We start from the raw sequence: 23,075 nt of genomic DNA, 5'->3' as shown, positions 1-23,075 counted from the left end.
GCGCAGCGTGACGTCGCCTCCGTCCGCTGCGCGTTTTGCTTTTGCGGCTGGGGTGCAAAAGTTGCTTGTTGCGGCGCAGCAAAGGCGCTGTGTTAAAATCAGGTTACCAGATCGTGGGTTTCCATCATGCTCAAGCAACGCACCCTGAAGACCATCGTCAGCGCCACCGGTGTGGGGCTCCACAGCGGTAACAAGGTCACCCTCACCTTGCGCCCGGCGGCGCCGGATACCGGCGTGGTGTTCCATCGGGTCGATCTCGATCCGGTCGTCGACCTGCCCGCCGACCCTTACGCGGTGTGCGACACGCGCATGTGCTCGGGGCTTCTCAAGGGTGACGCCAAGGTCAACACCGTCGAGCACCTGATGTCGGCCCTCGCCGGGCTGGGCGTCGACAATGTGCACATCGACGTGGACGCCGCCGAGATCCCCATCCTCGATGGCAGCGCCGGGCCCTTCGTGTTCCTGATCCAGTCGGCTGGCATCGAGGAGCAGAAGGCGCCGAAGCGCTTCCTGCGCGTGCTCAAACCCGTCGAGTATGTCGAGGGCGACAAGTGGGTGCGCCTCGAGCCCTACGACGGCTTCAAGCTGAGCTTCTCCATCCTGTTCAACCACCCGGCCATCGACAGCACCGGCACCTCGGTGACCATCGATTTTGCCGAAAACTCCTATTCGCGCGAGGTGTCGCGGGCGCGCACCTTCGGCTTCATGCAGGACGTCGAGTTCATGCGCGCCAACGGCCTCGGGCTTGGCGGCAGCCTCGACAACGCCATCGTGATGGACGAATACCGCGTGCTCAACGCCGACGGCCTGCGCTACGCCGACGAGTTCGTGAAGCACAAGGTGCTCGACGCGATCGGCGATCTCTACCTCGCCAACCACCCGCTGCTGGCCGCCTACAGCGCCTACAAGTCGGGGCACGCCCTCAACAACCAGATTCTCCGCGTGCTGCTGGAAGACAAGACCGCCTGGGACATCGTGACCTTCGAGGAAGACGCGGCCACGCCGCCGGCGGTCGCCCGGCTCTTCGAGCTGGCCCCTGCCTGAGCCGGTCATGCTGCTGCTGCGTCTCCTGGCGGTGCTGGTCGGGATCGGGATCTGCGGCTCGGTCTTCGCCTACTTCTTCACTCGCGACGCGCGCTACCTGGCGCTGGCCTGGCGGCTGTTCCGCTGGGCGATCATCGTGGCGCTGGTGTTCTTCGCGCTCTTGATCGTCGAGCGGGTCTTCGTGACGGTGGCCTGAACGCCGGCTCGCTCAGCCAGCATTCTTCACAAAACGCTTGAGCGCCTTGGCCAGCGGCGAATCCGCCGGCAGGGTGGCGGCCAGGGCGCCGAGCCCGCTGCGGGTGGATTCGCTCACGTGGCGCTCCTCCACCGGCGCGGCCGGCGGGCGGTAATCCGGCACCGCCACCTTCACCTTGATGTCCCGCAGGATCACCCCGGCGCGGGCAAAGTCGGCGAGCAGGCTGGGCACCGCCTGGCGCAGCTTGACGGCCAGGCCGGCGCTCTCGACGTGGATGACGAGGTCCTCGCCCTTCAGGTTGGCCACCTTGCACGCGGGGGCCATGTAGTCGGGCAACAGCGCCTCGAGTTGCCGCTGCAGGCGTATCAGGCGGCCGGCGTGGGCCTGCAGGCGGGAGAGGGCGTCGCCGCTGCCGAGGAAGTTGTCGATCGGGCTGGTGGAGGGCATCGGGGCTTGGAATCCGGGAAAGCGCCCCCATCGTAGGTTGATCGTCCCCGGCGGACAAGAGTGCGCGGCGACTTGTCCTGCGTCACGGTCGTGTCTTGACGACATGATAGAATCCGCTTTTTGCCGCGTTTCCCTTTCCAAATCAAATGATCGCAGGCCTTCTCAAGAAAATTTTCGGCAGCCGCAACGACCGGCTGATTCGCCAGTACAGTCAGAAAGTGCGTGCCATCAACGCACTGGAGCCGAAAATCCAGGCCCTCAGCGACGAGGAACTGCGGGGCAAGACTGAAGAGTTCCGTCAGCGCGTGGCCGGTGGCGAGAGCCTCGACGCGCTGCTGCCCGAGGCCTTTGCGGTTGTCCGCGAGGCTGGCAAGCGTGTTCACGGCATGCGCCACTTCGACATGCAGCTGGTCGGTGGCATGGTGCTCCACGACGGCAAGATCGCCGAGATGCGCACCGGCGAGGGCAAGACCCTCACCGCCACGCTGCCGGTGTATCTCAATGCGCTGTCCGGCAAGGGCGTGCATGTCATCACCGTCAACGACTACCTGGCCAGCCGCGACTCCGACTGGATGGGCCGCATCTACAGCTTCCTGGGCCTCAGCGTGGGCTGCAACCTGTCGCAGATGCCCCACGACCAGAAAAAGGCGGCCTACGCTGCCGACATCACCTACGGCACCAACAACGAGTTCGGCTTCGATTATCTGCGCGACAACATGGTGTATGAACTGGGCGAGCGCGTGCAGCGCGGCCTCAACTACGCCATCGTCGACGAAGTCGACTCCATCCTGATCGACGAGGCCCGCACCCCGCTGATCATCTCCGGCCAGGCCGAGGATCACACCGAGCTTTACCTGCGCATGAACCAGGTGCCGCCGATGCTGACCCGCCAGGAAGGCGAGGGCGAGAACATCACCCAGCCCGGCGACTACACCGTCGACCTCAAGGCCCATTCGGTGCTGCTCACCGAGCAGGGCCACGAGCACGCCGAGGAGATCCTCGGCCGCCTGGGCATGCTGGCCGAGGGCGCCAGCCTCTACGATCCGGGCAACATCCTGCTGATCCACCACCTCTACGCCGCCCTGCGTGCCCACGCGCTGTACCACAAGGACCAGCATTACGTGGTGCAGAACGGCGAGGTGGTGATCGTCGACGAATTCACCGGCCGCCTGATGGCCGGCCGGCGCTGGTCCGAAGGCCTGCATCAGGCCGTCGAGGCCAAGGAAGGCGTGAAGATCCAGGCCGAGAACCAGACCCTCGCCTCGATCACCTTCCAGAACTACTTCCGCATGTACGGCAAGCTGGCCGGCATGACCGGCACCGCCGACACCGAGGCCTACGAGTTCCACCAGATCTACGCCCTTGAAACCGTGGTCGTGCCCACCTCCCGCCCGATGATCCGGAAAGACCAGAACGACAAGGTCTACCGCACGATGAAGGAGAAGCACGACGCCATCACCGCCGACATCCAGGACTGCGTGAAGCGTGGCCAGCCGGTGCTGGTGGGCACCACCTCCATCGAGAACTCCGAGCTGTTGTCCGACATGCTCACCCGCGCCAAGCTGCCCCACAACGTGCTCAACGCCAAGCAGCACGCCCGTGAGGCCGAGATCGTCGCCGAGGCCGGGCGGCCGGGCGTGATCACGATCGCCACCAACATGGCCGGCCGCGGCACCGACATCGTGCTGGGCGGCAACGTCGAGAAGCCGGTCTCGCTGATCCGCGAAGACGAATCGCTGTCGGATGCCGAGAAGGACGCGCAGATCAACAAGCTGCGTGAAGAGTGGAAGCTTCGCCACGAGCAGGTGCTGAAGGCCGGCGGTCTCAAGATCATCGGCACCGAGCGCCACGAGTCCCGCCGCATCGACAACCAGCTGCGGGGCCGCTCCGGCCGTCAGGGCGACCCGGGCGAGAGCCGTTTTTATCTGTCGCTCGAAGATCCGTTGATGAAGATCTTCGCCGGCGAGCGCCTCAACGCCATCATGGTCCGCCTCAAGATGCCCGAGGGCGAGGCCATCGAGGCCGGCATGGTGACGCGGTCGCTCGAAACCGCCCAGCGCAAGGTCGAGCAGCGCAACTTCGACATCCGCAAGCAGCTCCTCGAATACGACGACGTCTCCAACGACCAGCGCAAGGTGATCTACCAGCAGCGCAACGAGTTGCTCGAGACCAACGACATCAGCGAGACCATCACCGCGATGCGCGATGGCGTGCTCCACGACCTGTTCCGCATCTACGTGCCGGTCGATTCCGTCGAAGAGCAATGGGACATCCCGGCCCTCGAGCTCGCCCTCGAGTCCGAGTTCCAGCTCAAGCTGCCCGTGGCTGAATGGATCAAGGCCGAGCCGAGCATCGGCGACGACGACATCCTGCAGCGCGTCCTCGAGGCCGGCGCCCGCGCCTACGCCGACAAGGTGGCGATGGTCGATGCGGCGGCCTGGCATGGCTTCGAGCGCAACGTGATGCTGCAGAGCCTCGACACCCACTGGCGCGAGCACCTGTCGGCCCTAGACCACCTGCGCCAGGGCATCCACCTGCGCGGCTACGCCCAGAAGAACCCCAAGCAGGAATACAAGCGCGAGGCCTTCGAACTCTTCGAGAACCTCCTCAACGTCGTGCGCACCGAGGTCACCAAGCTGCTGATGACGGTGCAGATCCGTTCCGAAGCCCAGCTCGAGGAGGCCGAGGCGCCGCCCGAGCTCGAGAACGTCCAGTATCACCACGCCGGCTACGACGAGGCCCTGGCCACGGCCAATCCGGATCGGGGCGCCGCCGAGCCTGAGCACCGCGCGGCACCCAAGGCTGGCCGTAACGACCCGTGTCCCTGCGGTTCGGGCAAGAAGTACAAGCACTGCCACGGCAAACTTTCATAAGAAGGGTCATTAAACTTACTGCGCGCGCCGATCTCGCAACTGCGGTGCTCGCTGTACTCAAGTACAGCTGCGCTCCTCCTTGCGACCTCGACGCGCTCGCTACGGTTTTCTGACCCTTCCCCGTAGCAAGTGTGGACATGAAGCCCGCCCTGCGGGCTTCGTTGCGTCTGGGGGGCCTCAAGCTGCAAGGCCGGGTGCCGTTATGGGCCACAGGAGAGCACATGAGTCATAGCCCGAATTCCCCCGATCTGGCCGGCTGGATAGAACGCATCCGCGGGCGCGAGATGCCCGTTTTTGCGAGCACCGTCGCGGCCCTGCGCCGCATCATCGGCGACGAACGGGCATCGGCCTCGGCGCTGGCCCAGGTGATCCTCAAGGACACGCCGATGACCACCAAGGTGCTGCGCCTGGCCAACAGCGCCTACTTCAACCACTCGCGCCAGGCGGTCAATACCGTCTCCCGGGCCATCGTCGTGCTCGGTTTCAATCCGGTCGCCGAGCTGGCCCTGTCGGTGTCGCTGATCGACTCCCTGCTTGCGGGCGGGCTGCGCGGGCGTATCCATGTCGAGATGGCACGCAGCTTCCATGCCGCGGTGCAGGCGCGCTGGGCGGCCCAGCGGCGCGGTGAGCAGCAGGCCGAGGAGGTGTTCATCGCCGCCCTCCTGTCGCGAGTCGGCGAGATGGCTTTCTGGTGTTTTGGCGGTGAACAGGCCCAGGCCCTCGAGCGCTGCATGAAGAGCGCATGTCTGCGCGAAGAAGAGGCGCAGCAGGTTGTCCTCGGATTCTCGCTGCGCCATCTGTCGGTGGGGCTGGTCCGCGAGTGGCGGCTGGGCTCCCTCGCGGTGGCGGCGCTGGAGGGCGACGCCCGCAGCCGTGGGCCGGAGCGGGCCGTGCTCCTCGGGCAGCGATTGGCGTTGGCGGCAGAGGGCGGTTGGACCTCCCTCGCAGCCCGCCAGGCGCTCCGTGAGATGGCCGATTACCTCGGCCTGCCGATCGAGACCGTGCGCGACGAAGTCCTGGCCAATGCGGCCCAGGCCGCCCGCATTGCCGCATCCTTCGGTGCCGTCGAGGCCGGGCAGATCATCGCGACCAGCGGTGGCTCGAACGCCGGTGTGCCCGAGTTTGAGCCTGAGCCGGCTGGCCCGCCTGTCGAGCCGGACGCCGCGCTGCAACTGCGCATCCTGCAAGACGTGGCGGCGCTCACCTTCGCCCGTGCGCCGCTGGCGGACATCCTTCAGATGGTGGCCGAGGGCGTCTTCTGTGGTGTCGGCTGCGAGCGCGTTCTGGTGGCCGTGCTAACCCGTGACCGGGCCCAGCTGCAGGGCCGGGTGGCCCTGGGCTGCGGCAGCGAGGCCCTGTGCACACGTTTCATCTTTTCGATGGAAGGCGACCCTGACGACCTGCTGGACGCGGCCATCGACAGCGCGCAGGCATGCCGTATCGACGCGGCGCGCCTGGAACACCCCGGCACCGAGCGCCTGCTCCAGGTGACCGGCTGCGACGAGGCGGTGCTGGTGCCTTTCGGCACGCCCACCCGCCAGATCGGCGTGCTCTATGCCGATCGGCAGGGCAAGCCCCTGGATGACGAGGTCTGGCGTGCCGTCCAGCATTTCGCGCTGCAGGCCGGGCTGGCCGTGACCTTGAGCGCGGCAGATCCGGCGGGCGCCCAGGCTGGGTTCTGATCTCCGTCACGCGGGGAGGCGAGCCCCCCGCCGAGCGACCGCTGAGCCACAGAAAAATGCCAGTCTTCAGGCGGCCTGCAGGGCTGCCCGAAAACGGCCAATTGTCGGTTCTGGGATTATCATTCCCCACTCTGCCATCCGACGTCTGTTTCTGGAGTCATTCATGCCCGTTCTGCTTTCCCCTCCCCAGGCGGCTGCCCTGCTGCCCGTCCCCGGTGTCCGTCTCGGTGTTGCCGAGGCCGCCATCCGCAAGCTCAATCGCAAGGACCTCACCCTGATCGAGCTGGCGCCGGGCGCCCGCGTGGCCGGCGTGTTCACCCAGAATCGCTTTTGCGCAGCTCCGGTGCAGGTCTGCAAGGCGAATCTGCCGGCGGGCGGTATCCGGGCGCTGGTGATCAATACCGGCGTCGCCAACGCGGGCACCGGCGAGCCGGGCCTGGCCGCTGCCCGGGCCACCTGTGAGGCGGTGGCGGCCCAGTTTGAAATCGACGCCAGCCAGGTGCTGCCATTCTCGACCGGCGTGATCCTCGAGCCGCTGCCGGTTGAGCGCCTGGTGGCCGGCCTGCCGGCAGCCAAGGCCGCGCTGAAGGCCGACGGCTGGTTCTGCGCCGCCCACGGCATCATGACCACCGACACCGTGCCCAAGGCCGCGTCCCGTCAGGTGCAGCTCGGCGGTAAGACAATCACCCTGACCGGCATCTCAAAGGGCGCCGGCATGATCAAGCCGAACATGGCGACCATGCTCGGCTTCATGGCCACCGATGCCGATGTCGCCCAGCCGCTGCTCGACGCGCTGCTCAAGGAGGTGGCCGACCTCTCGTTCAACAGCATCACCGTCGATGGCGACACCTCCACCAACGACAGCTTCATGCTGATCGCCACCGGCCAGGCCGGCAACCCGACCATCACCGATGCGGCCTCCGCCGACTACGCCGTCTTCCGTGCCGCCGTGCTCGACCTGGCGATCTGGCTGGCCCAGGCCATTGTGCGTGACGGCGAGGGCGCCACCAAGTTCATGACCCTGCAGATCGAGGGGGGCAAGGATCGGGACGAGTGCCGCAAGGTCGGCTACGCCATTGGTCATTCTCCGCTGGTGAAGACTGCCTTCTTTGCGTCCGACCCCAACCTTGGGCGCATCCTGGCTGCCATTGGCTACGCGGGCATCGACGATCTGGATGTGGCCGGGATCAAGGTGTGGCTGGCCAGCAACGGCGAGGAGGTGCTGGTCGCCGAGTTGGGAGGCCGGGCATCAAGCTATCGAGAGGAAGATGGTTCGAGCATAATGCAGGCATCGGAGATTGCGATTCGTGTCGACCTGGGGCGCGGCGAGGGCAAGGCGACCATGTGGACCTGCGATTTTTCATATGACTATGTAAAAATCAACGCGGATTATCGCTCCTGATCTTCCGGGCGGCGAAAGCCGTCCGAAAGGTCGCCTAATGGCAGAAAGAACTCGCTATGAAAACGACCTATCTGGATTTCCTGCTGTGCGGACTGGTGATCGCTCTCATTTCCGCCGGAGCAGTTGGTTTGGTCTGGGGGGGCTATCCTTGGTCGAAGGCCGTCTTCGCCGACTATCATGTCGTGGCAGACTTCTTTCTGGCGCTGTTGGCTTATGGACTGTTGTCGGCGCTGGTTGTGCGCCTGATCCTCAGGCTTCGTCCGATCCTTCCTGGAGAATACAACGGTGATTCGCCGGTTTTCACCGTCTGGAAGCTCGTGACCATTGTTTATCGCCTTGGACAAGGGGCTCTGCTGCCCTTTACCACGGTGTTCACGCGGCCGGTGGTGGAGGCGCTGTTTGGGGCCAGAGTTGGAGCCAATGTGGCCATCGGCGGAACCATCGACGACCCCTATCAGGTCAGCATCGGCGATGGGGCGGTGGTCGGCCACAACTCCCTGATCTCCGGTAACGTGCTTTATGGTGGCCGTCTCACGATAGGCCGTGTCAGCATCGGGGCTGGCGCCACGGTAGGGGTGAATTCGGTGGTCCTTCCAGGCGTCGAGATCGGTGAAAACGCCGTGCTTATGGGGGGCTCCCATGTGATGCCCGGCACCCGGGTGCCCGCAGGAGAAACCTGGCGTGGCAACCCAGCCCGTAAATGGCTCTGATTCCCCGGCAACCCTTTGCTGGGTTGTTCCATCTGCCAATTAGCGTCCTGTGAAGCCATGTCTCCTCAAGCTCTGAGTATCCTCAGCGACCTCACGATGGCGTTCCGGAACGTCGTCCGTCATCGTCGGCGGGCTGGCTTTGCGCTGTTGATCATCGCAGGCGGAGTGCTGGCTTTCCTGCTGTCTGGCGGCTTCATCCACTGGTTGTTGGACAACATGCGTGAGGGGTTCATCCATTCTCAGGTTGGCCATATCCAGGTGGTGCGTCCGAATTATTTCGAGGTGGGGGTCGCGGACCCCTACAGATACCTATTGCCCGAGAACAGCGATGCCGAGAAGGCAGTCCGTTCGACGGAGCACGTGGTGACGATGAGCTCCCGTCTGTCCTTCAGCGGTCTGGCAAGCTTCAAGGATCAGACGATCACTTTCATGGGAGAGGGCGTTGATTCGGAAGCCGAGAAGCAGGTCAGCCGTGACATCACCCTGGTTGCCGGGGAGGCGCTGTCGTCCTCCGACCCGACAGGCGTTCTGCTTGGGCGTGGCCTGGCGGCCAATCTGGGTGTGAAGGTGGGTGACACCTTGGTCCTGATGACCAGCACGGCCAAAGGGGGGATGAATGCCTCTGATGTGCATGTGCGGGGGCTGTTTTCCACGTTCAGCAAGGAGTATGACGACGGCGCGCTGCGGGTGCCGGTCGGATTGTCGCGTGAGCTCATGAGGGTCAAAGGGGCGACGACCTGGGTGGTGCTGCTGGACGACACCGCCAATACGGCTAAGTCGCTACAGGCGCTCCGAGACAAGCTCGATCCAAAGCAGTTTCAGCTCGTGCCCTGGGAGGAGCTTGCGGACATGTACATCAAGACCCGCGACCTCTTCCTGAGGCAGGTGTTCATTGTTGAAATGCTGATCGGCCTGATCATAGTCCTCAGTATCGGCAATACCCTGCACATGGCGGTGGTGGAGCGCACTGGTGAGATCGGCACGGCGATGGCGCTCGGAGTAAGGCGTCGCCATATCCTGCGGCTCTTCATCTTCGAGGGGCTGGTGCTGGGAACGATTGGTGGTTTCGTCGGTGTGAGCCTGGGGTGGAGTTTGTCGATCCTGATTTCCTGGATCGGCATTCCCATGCCGCCACCTCCGGGCATGGAGGACGGATTCGATGCGGAGCTTCTGGTGGATGCAGGGCTCGCGTTCAATGCCTTCGTACTGGCGGTGGTGACGACTGTGTGCGCCAGCATCCTGCCGGCGTTCAATGCGTCACGGATGAATATCGTGGATGCCCTGCGGCACCAGCGCTGATGCGTTTCCCGGGGCAGGGCGGCTTGATGAAGTTCGATGATCTCCGAAACCGACGCTGCCTCGAGATGTCTGATGTGCGCCAGGGAGAGGCAGTCTCCACCCAATGGATGTTCTCGCAGGCGTCTTCGAGCGCGCCAGGAGGCCGCCGGCGAAGATCGGCTTGAGGCCTCCACGACTCGCCAGCGGCGTTGATAGACCGCCCCGAACTGCTCCGCCGCTTAGCGCCGGGCGTCGAGCAGATTGGTCATCAGCACGCGGATGTGGCCGCCGGGGGGACGTCGCAAATCAGGGGCACCGTGGTCGGAGCGGGCTGGATCTCGTAGATCGATGCCTCGGTAGCGCGCTGCGCGGCCAAGGTTGCCGCCATCATTTTCACGACATTGCAGCGGTCGAACATCAGCAGGTAGCGGCTGGTATCGAGTTATAAAAAAACCCCCGGAGGGCCGGGGGTTTTGAGGGCTTGTCGGCAGTTTCAAGCACTCGGTGGAGTACTTGTCGCCGGACGGGAAGCCGTATTACTTGGCAGCGCGGCGGCGGGACATGCCCAGACCAGCAAGGGCCAGACCAACGAGGGCAGCGGAAGCGGGTTCCGGAACCTTGTTGAAGGTGCTGGCGCCGTCGCTCTGCAGCAGGATGCCGATGCCGGGGCCGGTCGTGCCGCCGTTGATTTCGCCGATGACGGTGGTGTCGGCAGCCAGTTGGCCAGCGACGTACTTGGACGGATCGACGAGGTCGAACGGGGTGCCGACGCCGGCGGTCATGCTGAGGGAGATCAGCTGGCCCGCGCTCATGTCGGTGAAGAACTCGCTGTCAAAGCTGGTGACGGTCGCCATGATGTCGGCGCGGCCTTGCAGCTTGACGCTTTCCATGCCGCCGTAGTTGTCAGGGCCAGCCTTGTCCAGCAGGGTGGTTTCCAGCTGGTTGGCGTTGGTGGAGGCGATATCGGTCAGGCCGGTCTTGGCGGCGTTGTCGTAGGCGTTGACGTAGCCTTCGAGGATCAGCTTGCCGTCGGTGTAGCCGGTGCCCGCCAGCGGATCGGCAACGCTGGTGCTGTCAGCGTAGATGCGGAAGTAGTTGAGGCCGCCGTCGATCGAACGGAGCTGGATGCTGCCGACACCGGGATCGTTCAGGCTGCCGCCCACGGAGCTGATCACTTCACGGAAGCTGGCAACGAAGGTGAACTCGTAGGGAGCGTTGAAGGAACCCCAGACTTGCTGGTTGCTGCTGTTGCGGGCGGAGCCGAGGATGCCCTGGGCGTAGGTCTGAACTTCGTCACCGACGGCCGGGAGGTTAACATTGTTGTTTTTGCTGCCCGGGAGAACCAGGATGGAGTCCGGCATCCAGTCGAGGGAGGCAGCGCTCTTGGCGGCGCCTGCACCGGCACCGTCGAAGTCGATGGTGACCGCAACACCGGCCTGGGCGCCAGCCGCGGCGAGAGCCAGGGATGCAGCGAGAAGGGTTTTCTTGAACATATTTTGATCTCCAGGTTTAGTGAATGTTCGGGGAGTCGAGTTCAACTCACGTATCTTCTTAGCAATACGTGTGCCAGAAAAAAAATTGTTTTAATTACAGTGTCTTGTGAAGCGTGATTGAGGGTCGGGACGGTTTTTCATCAGGAAGTGTAAAAAAAATCGACATGAATCCCGCTTGGGTTTTCGGCCATGTGTGAAACATGTCCGGCCGTTTCTTGTTTCAGCTCAGAAAGCGGGCGATCCCGGTGGCCGTGCGCTCTGCCGTGTTGTAAGTCGCAATGACTTGGCGCAGGCGTTTTGCGGCTTCGCGCCAAGGATCCCCTGCCAGCATGGCGCCAATCGTGTCCTGAACCGAGTGCCCGGATAGCTGGTGAGCTCGCAGCGTTCTTGCAACGCCGTAGCGCTCGAGATAGTGCATGTTGAGGAACTGGTCCAGATTGCCGGGGATTCCGAGCACGGGGACACCTTCTGACAGTGCCTGGAAGGTCGTTGGGCTGCCTCCGTTGCATACGACCAGATCGGCCCGCGCGGCGGCTTGATTCCCTGGTAGATAGGCGCTGCAGAACACTGAGTCGTGGTTGGCGAGCGGCTCTGCGCCGGCGGTGGAAACCAGCACCTGGGCTTCCAGCTCGCATAGCTTGGCGGTCAGCCTGGGGAGGAGTGCCGGGTCGCCCGAGCTGCCAAGGGTGACGTAGATGGTTGGACGCTCCGGATCCAGACGACTCCACCAGTCAGGCAGCGGGATGTTGGGGGACCAGCTCAGTGGCCCCAGAAAAAGCCCGTTGGGAATGCTGTCTTCCTGGATTCCGTATGTTTCGGGGATGTCGCTGAATAGCGCCAGGTCTGCATCCGTGTAAATGCGGCGAAGGTCATGGCCGATGGAGGGCAGGCCGTAGTGGCGACGCAGCGCATTCATCGGTCTGGCGTGGTATGCGAAAGCCATGGGCCGTGCCAGGTCGAATAGCCGCTGCGCGATGCGGACCCCGAAGCAGCGCACGATGGGTAGGTCCGGGACGACAAAGCGCGGCTCTAGCGCAGGATGCCAGTACGCATTGGTGATGGTCGCGTACGGAATGCCGGCTCGCCGCGCGGAAATCGAGAGGGTGATACGGAAGTCGCCGATGACGAGATCGGGGCGCAGGGCCGTCAGAAGGGCTTCGTCTTCTTCCGCAAAACCTTTGAGGCTTTCGAAATCGAATACGGGCCGGCCCTTGGCCAGGTTGTCGATGAAGCGGGCCTTGCCGGTGGGGGCTAGCGTGTGCACCCGACCGGGAAAGTCTTTCAGGAAGCGGGCTGACTCGGCGGAGGCAGCGAGGGTGACATCGTGGCCGTCGGCGATCAGGAATTCGGCGAGGCGGAGCGGGCGGCCCAGGTGCGCCAAGGTGACGTCGTGGGCCATCAGCAGGATTTTCTTGGGCGTCATGACCACTCCGGTGAGGCGCAAGCCTTGATTTTGCAGAGCACGGCGTCGCCTGTCCATGCCGCCGGGGCATCAGGGGGTAGCGGGTAGCCGCAGAAAGATCCAGTCGATCTCGCAGTCTGCTGTAAGTACGGGGCTGTCGACGGCATCGGGCTCCGGCTGGTTGCGGGCGATCCGGCAACGGCGGGGCAGGAAAAGCCCGCCGCCTTGGCTGCCCGGGCGCTCAAGGAGCGGGAGAAGGCGGCCTTCGTGGGCGACTTCGCCTTTCAGGTGCAAGGTGGTGAGATGCAAGGCTGAAGGCTGCTCGGCGGGGGCGCCATTGCTTTGGGCTGCGGCGGGTTTGAATGGAGCGATTTCCCACTCCAGCTTCTCCAGCCCGAGTTTGCCTTGCAGCCCTAGGATGTGCCGCTGCCAGGCCTGGCGGTCGGGGGCTTCCAGCAGGCCGGCGCCGCGCAGGGTCTCGAGCAGGCGGAGACCGTCGCGGGCGGCCGCGTCGGCTTCGCGGGCAGCCTGGTGCAGCGCCCGGGCCTGGGTGAGACGGTTGGTGTGCAGCCGGAGCGTGGCTTCGGCGTCGTGGCGCTCGGCCTGGCTCCACAGCAGTAGCGCACTGCCGGCAAGCAGGGCGAGCGCGCCCGTGATCAGCGGGCGCCGCAGGCGGGCGAGGGGTGAGGCGAGGGCGATCATGGGGGGCTGACGGGCAGTTCTAGGCGGATGACCTGCCGACCGTCGGCGTCGGCCTGGCCGCCGGGTGAGTGGATGGGGCTTTGGTCGTCCAGGGGGCTGGCCGCCTGGCCGTGGGCCGAGCTCCCGGTGTGGTGGTGCAGCGTGGTGAGCAGGTGCCGGATGAGGTCGGGGCGGGCGCTCCGGGTTGCGGCGAGCCGAAGCTCGATGATTGCGGTGGCGCCGGGCTGGGGTGTGTCGGGGGTGAGGGCCCATTCGAGCGCCGTCAGCTCAACGCCGGGCAGCGTGTCCAGGGCGTCGGCGAGACGGTGCAGGAAGGCCATCAGGCCGGTGCTGAAGGGCTGCAGCGCGGTGAGCCGCGCGAGGTCGGCCTTGAGCGCATCGCCGGGGAGCGGCAGCCGCGGTGCGGTGCCCTGCAGGCTGCGGGCCCGGGCTTCTTCGGCAAGGCTTTCGGCGAGGGCCGAGTCGGCCTGCTGGCGCAGCTGGTTTGCTTCGAGCAGGTTGTGGGCGGTGACCACCAGGCTGCCTGCCAGCAATGCGGCGGCAAGTGCGCCGAGGGCGGTCGTGGGGGCGAGCAGATGCTGCGGCCGGCACAGCGCAGAGGGGGCGAGTTGCGGCAGGCGCCGGCTGCGACTGGCCAGATGGAGAAGGAGCGGCAGGCTGTCGGAGTCTTCGATGGGGCTGTGGAGGCCACAGCGCCTGGCGAGGGCTGGCAGGTCGATGGCCTGGAATTGGAGCTCGCCGGTGTCTCGGCAGGCGCTGGCCAGCGCTGCGTGGTCCCGCGGGTGGGCGAGCACGTAAACCGGCGTGGGCTGGTTTCGATCGATGGCGCGCTGGCCGACGAGATATTGGTGGGTGCGCCGGGTTTCGTCGTGGCATGTCTGCCAGGGTTCGGCGCCGGCCGCGGCGCTTGCCGGGGTGAGGCGGCTGAAGCGCAGCTGGCCGGCGTTGAGGCAGGACACCCGCAGGCCGGTTGGGCTTGCCCAGACCAGCAGGGCCAGGGGCGGCAAGCCGGGGAGCTGGGGCGCCAGGTGGGTGGCGACGTGAGATGCCAGATGCACGCCGTCGAGGGCCCGCTGGCTCTGCTGGAACGCCGCCAGCCAGGTTTGCAGGGCGGCCGGGCGGTTGATCGCGGCGAATAGGAGCTTTTCGTGCGGCGCCCCGCCGGCCTGGGCTTCGGCGCTGCGGCCGAGGGATTGGTGGGTGATGTAGGGCGTATCGAGCCGGAGCTGGGCCTGGCGGCGGGCGATGAGCTGGCGCCGGTCGCGTCGGCCCACGGGGGGCAGGGCTTCGAGGTGATAGCTCTCGTCGGGCAGGTCGGTGAGCAGGATGCAGCGGACCTTGGGGTTTCCGCGCAGCCAGGTGGCCAGCGCCGGCGGGCCGTCGGCGGGGTCGAGGTGCTTTTCGAGGCTGACCTGGCCCCGACTGACGCGGGCGATCTGGAGACCGGTGCTGTCGAGGTAAAGTATGTGGCGCTCGGCCATGGTCAAAGCTTCATGCGGCTGACGATGTCGTAGATGGGCAGCATCACCGCGCTCATCACGGCCAGCAGGAGCAGGCCGAGGATGACGGTGAGGGCCGGTTCGATGCTGGCCTGGAGGCGCTCGATGGCTTCGCGGACGTCCCGTTCGTAAAAGTAGCTGACGTTGGAGAGGGCCTGGTCGAGGGCGCCGGTGCTTTCGCCGACGCGCAGCATGCGGGTGACCAGCGGCGGGAAGAGCTCGACGCCGGCGAAGGCCTCGGAGAGCCCGGCGCCTTGCTCGATGCGCCGGCCGGCCTGCTGCAGGCCAGCCTTGAGGGCGGTGTTGCCGACCACGTCTTCGGCGGCCCGGAGGGCGTCGATGATGGTGATGCCGGAGGCGTACATCATGGCGAAGAGGCCGGTGAAGCGGGCGAGGATGAGCTTGCGGCGGACTTCGCCGAGGAGCGGCAGGCGCAGCTTGAGGGCGTCGACGTCATGCCGGAGGCTGGGCCGGGTGGCGAGGGCGTGGCGGAAGGCGAGCGTGCCGGCGACCACCGCCAGGACGAGCAGCCAGCCGTAGCCGCGCACAAAGCCGGAGAGCGCGATGAGGATGCGCGTTTGCAGCGGCAGCGCCTGGCCAACGGTCTGGAACAGGCGGGCGAGCTCCGGCACCACGTAGATCAGGGCGACGCCGATGGCGGCGAGGATCACCGCGCAGACGATGAGCGGATAGATGGCGATGCGCCGGGTGAAGGCGGCGAGTTCGTCGTCGCGCTTGAGGGCGGCGGCGAGGGCGCGCAGCACGCGGGGCAGCTCGCCCGCTTGTTCGCCAGCCCGGACGAGGCTGCAGAAGACGCCGTCGAACACCTGGGGGTGCTGCAAGAGGGCTTCGGAGAGGCTCTGGCCGCCTTCGATGGCGGTGATGAGGTTGGCGACGACGGGGCGGAAGCGCGGGTGGTCGAGCGAGTCGCGCAGGTCGGCGAGGCTGTCGAGGATGGGCACGCCGGCTTGCAGGAACTGCTCGAGGTGGAAGCAGAAGTTGATCAGCTCGCGCCGGGGGATGGCCGGGCGGCCGGGCAGCTGCAGCGCGATGGCCGGCTTGCCGCGGAGGAGCTCGAGGCCGAGCCGGGCGAGGCGGCGTTCGAGGTCGGGCAGGTCGCGGGCGTCGAGCCGGCCGCGGACGATCTGCCCGCCGGGGCCGACGGCCCGGTAGGCATAGGGTGTCATGGGGACATGCGGTCGGTGAGGTTGACCACCCGGCACAGCTCGTCGAGGGTGGTGGCGCCCTCGAGCACGCGCCGGGCGCCGTCGTCGGCGAGGGGGCGGAAGCCCTTGCGGCTGGCGGCTTCGCGGATCTCGCGGGCGGTGGCCCGGCGGGCGACGAGCTCGTCGAGCTCCGGGTCCATGCGCAGGAGCTCCATGATCGCCATGCGGCCACGGTAGCCCTGGAAGTCGCACTGGGGACAGCCGCGGGCTTCGTGGAGGAGCGGGCGTTCGGATGCCGCAGTGAGGCCGAGCAGGCGCATTTCGTAATCGTGGGCCGGGCGGGCTTCGCGGCAGGCCGGGCACAGGCAGCGCACGAGGCGCTGGGCGACGATGCCGATTACGTTGCCGGCGAGGATGTCGGGCAGGATGCCGATGTCGAGCAGGCGCGGGATGGCGCCGATGGCCGAGCTGGTGTGCAGGGTGGAGTAGACCTGATGGCCGGTCATGGCGGCCTGGAAGGCCATGCGGGCGGTGTCCTCGTCGCGGATCTCGCCGACCAGGATGACGTCCGGGTCCTGGCGCAGCATGGCCCGCACGCCGTTGGCGAAGTCGAGGCGGGCGGCGTCGGCGACGGCGGTCTGGCGGATCATCGGCATCGGGTATTCGACCGGATCCTCGAGGGTCATGATGTTGATGCCCTCGGCGTTGATGTGGCCGAGGATGGAGTAGAGGGTGGTGGTCTTGCCGCTGCCGGTGGGGCCGGTGACGAGGATCAGGCCCTCGGGGCGGGCGATCATCAGCTTGAGAAGGTCGAGCTGCGGGTCGGTGAGGCCGAGGGCGTCGAGGTCGACGATGCCCTTCTGGCGGTCGAGGATGCGCAGGACGATGTTTTCGCCGTGGATCGTGGGCTGGGTGGAGACGCGGAAATCCACCGGCCGGCCGCTGACCTGCAGGGAGATCCGGCCGTCCTGGGGGTTGCGGGTTTCGGCGATGTTGAGGCCGGCCATCACCTTGAGTCGCACCGCCATCGCGGGCCAGCAGGATTTGTGCAGCGCGCGGATCTGGCGCAGCAGGCCGTCGATGCGGTAGCGGATGCGCAGGAAGGCGGCCTCGGGCTCGAAGTGCAGGTCGGAGGCGCCGCGCTTGACGGCGTCGGTCAGGAGGGCGTCGATGAGGCGGACCACCGGCTGGGCGTATTCGCTGCCGCGAGCCGGCTGGCCGAAGGGGTCGGATTCGCCGCTCTCGATCTCGTTGAGGATGCCGTCGATGGACAGCTCGTGGCCATACAGCTGGTCGCTGGCCTGGGCGATCTCGGCCTCGCCGGCCAGCAGGATGTCCACCTCGGTGCCGGGCGGCAGGCTGTTGCGGAGCTGGTCGAGGGCGACGATGTTGTCGACGTCGCTGGAGGCGATGACGAGATGGCGCTGGCTGGCGTCGTAGCTGAGGGGGATGAGGTGCAGGCGCTTGGCGAGCTGCCTGGGGACGAGAGCGAGGGCTTCGGCGTCGGGCAGGAGCTTGGAGAGGTCGGCGCAGGGGCGGCCGAGGCTGCGGGCGAGGGCGTCGCGCAGGGTGGTTTCGGACAGGAAGCCGAGGCGCACGAGCTGGCGGCCGAGGATCTCGCCGCTGCGGCCCTGCTCGCGCAGGGCGATGTGGAGCTGGTCCTTGCTGATCAGACCCAGGTGGATGAGGGTCTGGCCGATGGGCGTGGCGTTGGGGGTCATGGGCTGGGCTCCTGGGCCTGCAGCGCGTGCAGGCGGGTTTCACAGTGATGGCGGGAGAAGCGTGCGGGGTGCTGGTCGGCCAGCTGGAGAGCCTTGCGATAAAAGCCCGCCGCGGGCCGGCGCTGGCCCAGGTGGTCGAGGGCGACGGCCAGGTTGTAGGCGATGTCGGGGTGCCCGGGGGCGAGGGCGTGGGCCTGGAAGTAGGCCTGTTGCGCTTCGGCCCAGCGTTGCTGGGCGGCCAGGGCGTCACCGAGGGCGAGGTGCGTGCCGATTGCGTCGGGCTGGCTGGTGAGGCTGTCCTTCAGGCGGCTTTCGGCCTGCATCGGGTCGTGGCGCTCGGTGCGGGCGAGGCCGGCCAGGGCCGCCGGGTCGAGGGGGTGGGCGACGAGGGCGCGGCGGAAGAGCTGCCGGGCGAGTTCGTGCTGCCCATCTTGCAACGCGATGGCGCCGAGGCCATCGAGGGCGTCCGGGTTGTCCGGGGCGCTCGCCAGGACTTCCCGGTAGAGCGCCCGGGCAAGGGCAAGATCGCCTGCGCCGTAGGCCTCGTGGGCGGCGGTGAGGGCGGCGGAAAACGGAGCCGCCTCGGCCGGGGCCCGGTCGACATGGATCGGTGGCTTCAGCGGTGTCGCCTTGCCCCGAGGTGCTGTGGCGCCTAGTGGGCGGCTGGCGACGGCCGGGCGTGGCCTTGCCGGTGGGGCTTCAGGCGGCTGGATGATGGGGGATGGGGCCTGGGGCGGCTCAACTGGGGCCGGTGTCGGTGTCGGTGCCGGTGCTGGCGTCGGTGCAGGGTGGGCGGGGGCCGAGGCGGCAGGGGCCGAGGCCAGCCACAACCAGGCGACCGTGGCCAGGGCGGATACGCAACCTGACAGGCCGACATAGCGCCAGCGGGCATCCACAGGCGTCGCCGGGCTTGCCCCGGGAGGGGCGGCAGGCGGGAGTGTCTGCGCTGTGGCCCCGTGGGCCGCTGCCGACCGTGGCGGGATGGGCTGGGCCAGAGCGGGCTGCGGCTCGGCGAGGGGCTCGAGCTCGAAGCTCAGGGGCTGTGTGGGTGGCGGCGGGCAGATCGAGGCAGGCCTGGCTTGGCCCGCCTCAGCCCTGCGCAGGACATCGATCAGCAGGCTCATGGAAGAAAGCTTCCGGGAACTGCGGCGGGCAGGCCGGGAGGCGGGAAGTTGCGGCTGCCCGGAACGGGTTTGTCGGTGAAGAAGTCGGCCTTCGGCAGGTGCTCGCGCAGGTGTGGCGTGTTGGCGACGAGATTGGGTTCGTGCACGACGACCGGGCGCAGGAAGATCACGAGCTCGGTTTTTTGCACCGCGTTGTCGCGGTTGGTGAAGGCTTCGCCGAGGATGGGCAGGGCGCCGATGAGGGGTACGCGGCCAGTCTTGTAGTCGATCCGGTCTTCCATCAGGCCGCCGAGGATGGCGGTTTCGCCGTTGCCTACGCGGAGGATGGACTCGATCTCGCGGGTGCGTATCTGCGGTACCAGGTTGGGGATGCCGGCGGGGATGTTGGGGTTCGGGTCGCGGCGGAAGTCGGCGATGCTGGAGATGGTGGGGCGGACGTTGAGGATGATCTCGTCGTGGGGGCTGACCTGGGGTGTGACGGTCATGACGAGCCCGACCGAGACGGCCTGAGGGGTGGTGGTGACGGTGGTCAGGGCGCCGGCGTTGGTGGTCTGGGTGGTGTCGGCCTTGACGCTGAAGTAGACGTATTCCTCGACCACCTTTATGACCGCGGTCTGGTTGTTGAGGACCGACAGCTTGGGGCTGGACAGCACCTTGACGGTGCCGAAGCCTTCGAGCAGGCGGATCGTTGAGTCGATGCCGCCGGCGCTGCTGTAGGCGAGGCTGAACGGCGTGACGGTGTTGCCGGCGCCGGTGCCCAGGCTGGGGCCGGTGATGCCGAAGCGGGTGCCGCTGGGCAGGAGCCGGCTCCATTCGATGCCCTGCCGGTAGGTGTCGGACAGGCCGACTTCGAGGATGGTGGCTTCGATGAGCACCTGGCGGCGGGCTGAGGCCATTACCTGGTCGATGAATTCACGCACTTTTTCGTGCTGGCGGCCGGTGGCGCGGACGGTGACGACGCCCGTCTCGCGGTTGGCGATCACCGAGGCGGCTTCGCGGAAGGTGGCCTTGTGAACAGTGGTGGTCGTGCTGTTCTGGCTGGACGTAGGGTTGGGGTTGACCGTGGTGTTGCCGGTGAGGCTGCCCGGTTGAGCCTGACCACCGCGGTTCCGGTTGCGGGGTGTCGCGGTGGGCATGACGCCGGTGCTGCTGGCGTTCTCGACGCTCTCGATGACGGTGTCGCTGGAGCCTTCGGGCAGGAGCTTGTCGGTTTCGCGGAGCAGGTCGCGGATGTTTTTTTCGACGGACTCCCAAAACTGGTTGCGGGAGGCGTTCTCGATGCGCGTTGCCGAGACGTTGCCGCCGTTGGCAAGGGTGTTGAGATTGCCGGTGCTGGGCTGGCCGGCCCCGGTCGTGGCGATCTGGGTGTTGGTGGACACCGTGCCGGTAACCTGACGGCTGAGGTTTACGTAGTCGATCCGATAGGTGCGCAGGAAGGGGGCGTCGGGCATCACCGCGAGATTGGGGCCGTCGAGCTCGAAGCGCATGTCGACCTGGCGGGCGAGGCGCCCGAGGATCTGCGGCAGCGTCTGGTTGATGGCGTTGATGGTGATCGTGCCGGTGAGGCCCGGGTGGATGTCGAGGTTGATCCTGGCGTCCCGGGCGAGGGCGAACAGGAGATCCTGGATGCGCACGTTGGTGACGACGACCGAGTAGGTTTCGGCCCGCGGTGCCGGGTTGGGACGGGGCAGGGGCAGCAGGTCGGGCACCAGGGGCGGGATGCTGCCCGAATCTCCCGGCGCTTCGGTGGCCCGGATGTGGCTGGCTGCCGGGGGCGTCCGGGGCTGGGAAGCACAGGCCGCGACGAGCATCGCCAGCAGGAGCGGCAGAAGTAGGTTTCTGACCGTCGGCATATTCCGAAGTGATTTTTTGAAGGATTTGCGATTCTATGCCAAAAGGGTCGGCGTGTGGGTGCGCTTCGTTGAAGTGAGTCGCTTCCCCGAAAAATGCGGATGAAGGCCCCACGGAGGTGTAAGTCATGTGTAAGATTGATCGACTCTAATCTCGCCCGGATACAGGGCTAGCGCACCACGATAAAAACAATCCGGTGCTGCTGCATGGCCGAGCGGCCCTAGTCCCCCCGCGAGTCAGGTTTCAAGATTCAAACGTTGCACACTCATAAAACACGAGGAGAGGTGAAAAATGACGAACGAAACCACCCAGAAGTTCTACTATCCGTCTGAAGAGGTGGTGAAGAACGCTGCCGTGTCGGGCATGGAAGCGTACAAGGCCCTCTGCGCCGAAGCAGATCAGGATTACGAAGGTTTCTGGGGCAAGCGGGCGAAGGAGCTGATCGACTGGCAGACGCCCTTCACCCAGGTTCTCGACGAGAGCAATGCACCGTTCTTCAAGTGGTTCGCCGACGGCAAGCTGAACGTTTCGTACAACTGTCTCGATCGTCAGGTCAACAAGGGCCTCGGCGACAAGGTCGCGCTGATTTTCGAAGGTGACAAGGGCGACGTTTCCAAGGTCACCTACAAAGAGCTCCTTGATCGCGTCTGCAAGTTTGCCAACGCGCTGAAGAGCCAGGGCGTCAAGAAGGGTGACCGCGTCGTCATCTACCTGCCGATGTCCGTCGAGGGCGTCGTCGCGATGCAGGCCTGTGCCCGTATCGGTGCCACCCACTCCATCGTGTTTGGCGGTTTTTCCGCCCAGTCGCTGGCTGACCGCATCAACGATGCCGGTGCGGTCCTGCTGATCACCTCCGATGGCCAGAACCGTGGCGGCAAGGCGCTGCCCCTCAAGTCCATCGCCGACGAGGCTCTGGCCAGCGGCTGCCCGACCATCAAGAGCGTCCTCGTCGTGAAGCGTACCGGCCAGGAAACCGCCATGGTCGCCGGCCGTGACATCTGGGTGGACGAACTCACCGCCACCCAGGCCGACACCTGCGAACCGGAATGGGTCGAAGCCGAGCACCCGCTGTTCCTGCTCTATACCTCCGGCTCCACCGGCAAGCCGAAGGGCGTCCAGCACTCCACCGGCGGCTACCTGCTGCACGCCATCCTCACCATGCAGTACACCTTCGACATCAAGCCGAACGATGTCTTCTGGTGTACCGCCGACATTGGCTGGGTCACCGGCCACACCTACATCACCTACGGCCCCCTGGCCTGCGGTGCGACCGAGATCGTCTTCGAAGGCGTTCCGACCTACCCGGATGCCGGCCGTTTCTGGAAGATGATCCAGGACCACAAGGTCAACATCTTCTACACCGCGCCGACCGCCATCCGTTCGCTGATCAAGGCCGCCGACAACACCCCGGCCGTGCATCCCAAGAACTACGATCTCTCCAGCCTGCGCCTGCTGGGTTCGGTCGGCGAGCCGATCAACCCGGCTGCCTGGGAGTGGTACCACGAGAACATCGGCGGCGGCCGCTGCCCGATCGTCGATACCTTCTGGCAGACCGAAACCGGTGGCCACATGATCACTCCGCTGCCCGGCGCCACCCCGCTGATCCCCGGCTCCTGCACGCTGCCCTTCCCGGGCATCCAGGCCGCCGTGGTCGACGAGACCGGCACCGACGTGCCCTGGGGCCAGGGCGGCATCCTGGTGGTCAAGCGTCCGTGGCCGTCGATGATCCGTACCATCTGGGGCGACCCCGACCGTTTCGTCAAGTCCTACTACCCGGCTGACTTCCAGGGCAAGCTGTACCTGGCAGGCGACGGCGCGATCCGCGACAAGGACACCGGCTACTTCACCATTACCGGCCGCATCGACGACGTGCTGAACGTCTCCGGTCACCGCATGGGCACGATGGAAATCGAATCCGCCCTGGTGGCCCACGAGAAGGTTGCCGAGGCTGCCGTGGTCGGCCGTCCGGACGACCTGACCGGCGAGGCGATCGTGGCCTTCGTGGTCCTGAAGGGCGCCCGCCCGACCGGCGACGAAGCTGCCGCGGTGATCAAGGAGCTGCAGAACTGGGTCGGCCAGGAAATCGGCCCGATCGCCAAGCCCAAGGACATCCGCTTCGGTGAAAACCTGCCGAAGACTCGTTCGGGCAAGATCATGCGCCGCCTGCTCCGCCAGCTGGCGAAGGGCGAGGAGATCACCCAGGACACCTCGACGCTGGAAAACCCGGCGATCCTGGAACAGCTCAAGTAACAGACGTATCGAGACTTCCCCGGCCCAAGGCCGGGCAGCCCGCAACCGGCATCCCAGCCCGGCGGAGGAGACAGCGGAGCTGCAAGAAAAACTAAAAGGGGAGGACCCCGGTGCAGTCTGGCCGGGGCGTTGTGAGGGGGAGGAAAAGGCGCGTTCATCGCGCCTTTTTCTCTTGTGCGGGGCTTTGGCCTCGCGGGCTGAGCGGTGGCGAGCGAGCGTGTGCATGCTCGCCAGG

General features: G+C 66.2%; 17 protein-coding genes. 8 read left to right on the top strand and 9 right to left on the bottom strand.

Annotated features, from left to right (window positions below; genetic code table 11):
- The first annotated feature begins 126 nt into the window (after positions 1 to 126).
- The gene (lpxC, locus tag ZRA01_RS12795; protein ID WP_141352780.1) at positions 127 to 1,044 is read left to right on the top strand and encodes a UDP-3-O-acyl-N-acetylglucosamine deacetylase; all 918 of its coding nucleotides are present in this window, start codon (positions 127 to 129) and stop codon (positions 1,042 to 1,044) included.
- A 7-nt stretch (positions 1,045 to 1,051) separates the two neighbouring features.
- Entirely contained in the window at positions 1,052 to 1,240 is a 189-nt protein-coding gene (locus ZRA01_RS12790) for a hypothetical protein (RefSeq protein ID WP_141352778.1), read from the top strand.
- Between the two features lie 12 nt (positions 1,241 to 1,252).
- Here ZRA01_RS12790 and ZRA01_RS12785 read toward each other — a convergent pair whose 3' ends face one another.
- Entirely contained in the window at positions 1,253 to 1,687 is a 435-nt protein-coding gene (locus ZRA01_RS12785) for a DciA family protein (protein ID WP_141352776.1), read from the bottom strand.
- A 146-nt stretch (positions 1,688 to 1,833) separates the two neighbouring features.
- Here ZRA01_RS12785 and secA point away from each other — a divergent pair, with 146 nt between their 5' ends.
- From secA to ZRA01_RS12760, 5 genes are all read left to right on the top strand, one after another.
- Entirely contained in the window at positions 1,834 to 4,560 is a 2,727-nt protein-coding gene (gene secA, locus ZRA01_RS12780) for a preprotein translocase subunit SecA (protein ID WP_141352774.1), read from the top strand.
- Positions 4,561 to 4,781: 221 nt separating this feature from the next.
- Positions 4,782 to 6,242: an HDOD domain-containing protein gene (locus tag ZRA01_RS12775; protein WP_170182975.1), complete on the top strand. Its 1,461-nt coding sequence runs from the start codon at positions 4,782 to 4,784 to the stop codon at positions 6,240 to 6,242.
- 163 nt (positions 6,243 to 6,405) lie between these two features.
- Positions 6,406 to 7,644, top strand: a complete 1,239-nt coding sequence (gene argJ, locus ZRA01_RS12770; RefSeq protein WP_141352770.1) for a bifunctional glutamate N-acetyltransferase/amino-acid acetyltransferase ArgJ — start codon at positions 6,406 to 6,408, stop codon at positions 7,642 to 7,644.
- Between the two features lie 56 nt (positions 7,645 to 7,700).
- Complete coding sequence (locus ZRA01_RS12765; RefSeq protein WP_141352768.1) at positions 7,701 to 8,354, top strand: acyltransferase; 654 nt, start codon at positions 7,701 to 7,703, stop codon at positions 8,352 to 8,354.
- A 57-nt stretch (positions 8,355 to 8,411) separates the two neighbouring features.
- Positions 8,412 to 9,653, top strand: coding sequence for an ABC transporter permease (locus ZRA01_RS12760; RefSeq protein ID WP_141352766.1), 1,242 nt, complete (start codon positions 8,412 to 8,414; stop codon positions 9,651 to 9,653).
- A gap of 515 nt (positions 9,654 to 10,168) precedes the next feature.
- Here ZRA01_RS12760 and ZRA01_RS21070 read toward each other — a convergent pair.
- The 8 genes from ZRA01_RS21070 to mshL form a co-directional block, all read right to left on the bottom strand.
- Positions 10,169 to 11,125, bottom strand: a complete 957-nt coding sequence (locus ZRA01_RS21070; RefSeq protein WP_246093663.1) for a PEP-CTERM sorting domain-containing protein — start codon at positions 11,123 to 11,125, stop codon at positions 10,169 to 10,171.
- Between the two features lie 220 nt (positions 11,126 to 11,345).
- Complete coding sequence (locus ZRA01_RS12750; RefSeq protein WP_170182974.1) at positions 11,346 to 12,548, bottom strand: glycosyltransferase; 1,203 nt, start codon at positions 12,546 to 12,548, stop codon at positions 11,346 to 11,348.
- Between the two features lie 69 nt (positions 12,549 to 12,617).
- Positions 12,618 to 13,229: a hypothetical protein gene (locus ZRA01_RS12745; protein ID WP_141352762.1), complete on the bottom strand. Its 612-nt coding sequence runs from the start codon at positions 13,227 to 13,229 to the stop codon at positions 12,618 to 12,620.
- Positions 13,226 to 14,710 carry a hypothetical protein gene (locus ZRA01_RS12740; protein ID WP_141352760.1) on the bottom strand — a complete coding sequence of 495 codons (1,485 nt, stop codon included), beginning with the start codon at positions 14,708 to 14,710 and terminating at the stop codon, positions 13,226 to 13,228. Before ZRA01_RS12740 ends, ZRA01_RS12745 begins: the two co-directional genes overlap by 4 nt.
- 2 nt (positions 14,711 to 14,712) lie before the next feature.
- Positions 14,713 to 15,915 (bottom strand): type II secretion system F family protein, encoded by a 1,203-nt coding sequence (locus ZRA01_RS12735; RefSeq protein ID WP_141352758.1) that lies wholly within the window; start codon positions 15,913 to 15,915, stop codon positions 14,713 to 14,715.
- A complete protein-coding gene (locus ZRA01_RS12730; RefSeq protein ID WP_141352756.1) occupies positions 15,912 to 17,615 on the bottom strand; it encodes a GspE/PulE family protein in 1,704 nt (567 codons plus the stop codon). Before ZRA01_RS12730 ends, ZRA01_RS12735 begins: the two co-directional genes overlap by 4 nt.
- Positions 17,612 to 18,511 carry a tetratricopeptide repeat protein gene (locus ZRA01_RS12725; protein WP_141352754.1) on the bottom strand — a complete coding sequence of 300 codons (900 nt, stop codon included), beginning with the start codon at positions 18,509 to 18,511 and terminating at the stop codon, positions 17,612 to 17,614. Before ZRA01_RS12725 ends, ZRA01_RS12730 begins: the two co-directional genes overlap by 4 nt.
- A gap of 224 nt (positions 18,512 to 18,735) precedes the next feature.
- On the bottom strand, positions 18,736 to 20,592 hold the full coding sequence (gene mshL, locus ZRA01_RS12720; protein WP_246093662.1) for a pilus (MSHA type) biogenesis protein MshL: 1,857 nt from the start codon (positions 20,590 to 20,592) through the stop codon (positions 18,736 to 18,738).
- Between the two features lie 289 nt (positions 20,593 to 20,881).
- Between mshL and acs the strand changes: the two genes are divergently transcribed.
- The gene (gene acs / locus ZRA01_RS12715) at positions 20,882 to 22,840 is read left to right on the top strand and encodes an acetate--CoA ligase (protein WP_141352752.1); all 1,959 of its coding nucleotides are present in this window, start codon (positions 20,882 to 20,884) and stop codon (positions 22,838 to 22,840) included.
- Positions 22,841 to 23,075: the final 235 nt, after the last annotated feature.

It is taken from the genome of Zoogloea ramigera, assembly GCF_006539865.1.
In the GTDB taxonomy this organism is placed as follows: Bacteria; Pseudomonadota; Gammaproteobacteria; order Burkholderiales; family Rhodocyclaceae; genus Zoogloea; species Zoogloea ramigera.
This window is presented reverse-complemented; position numbering and strand designations above follow the sequence as displayed.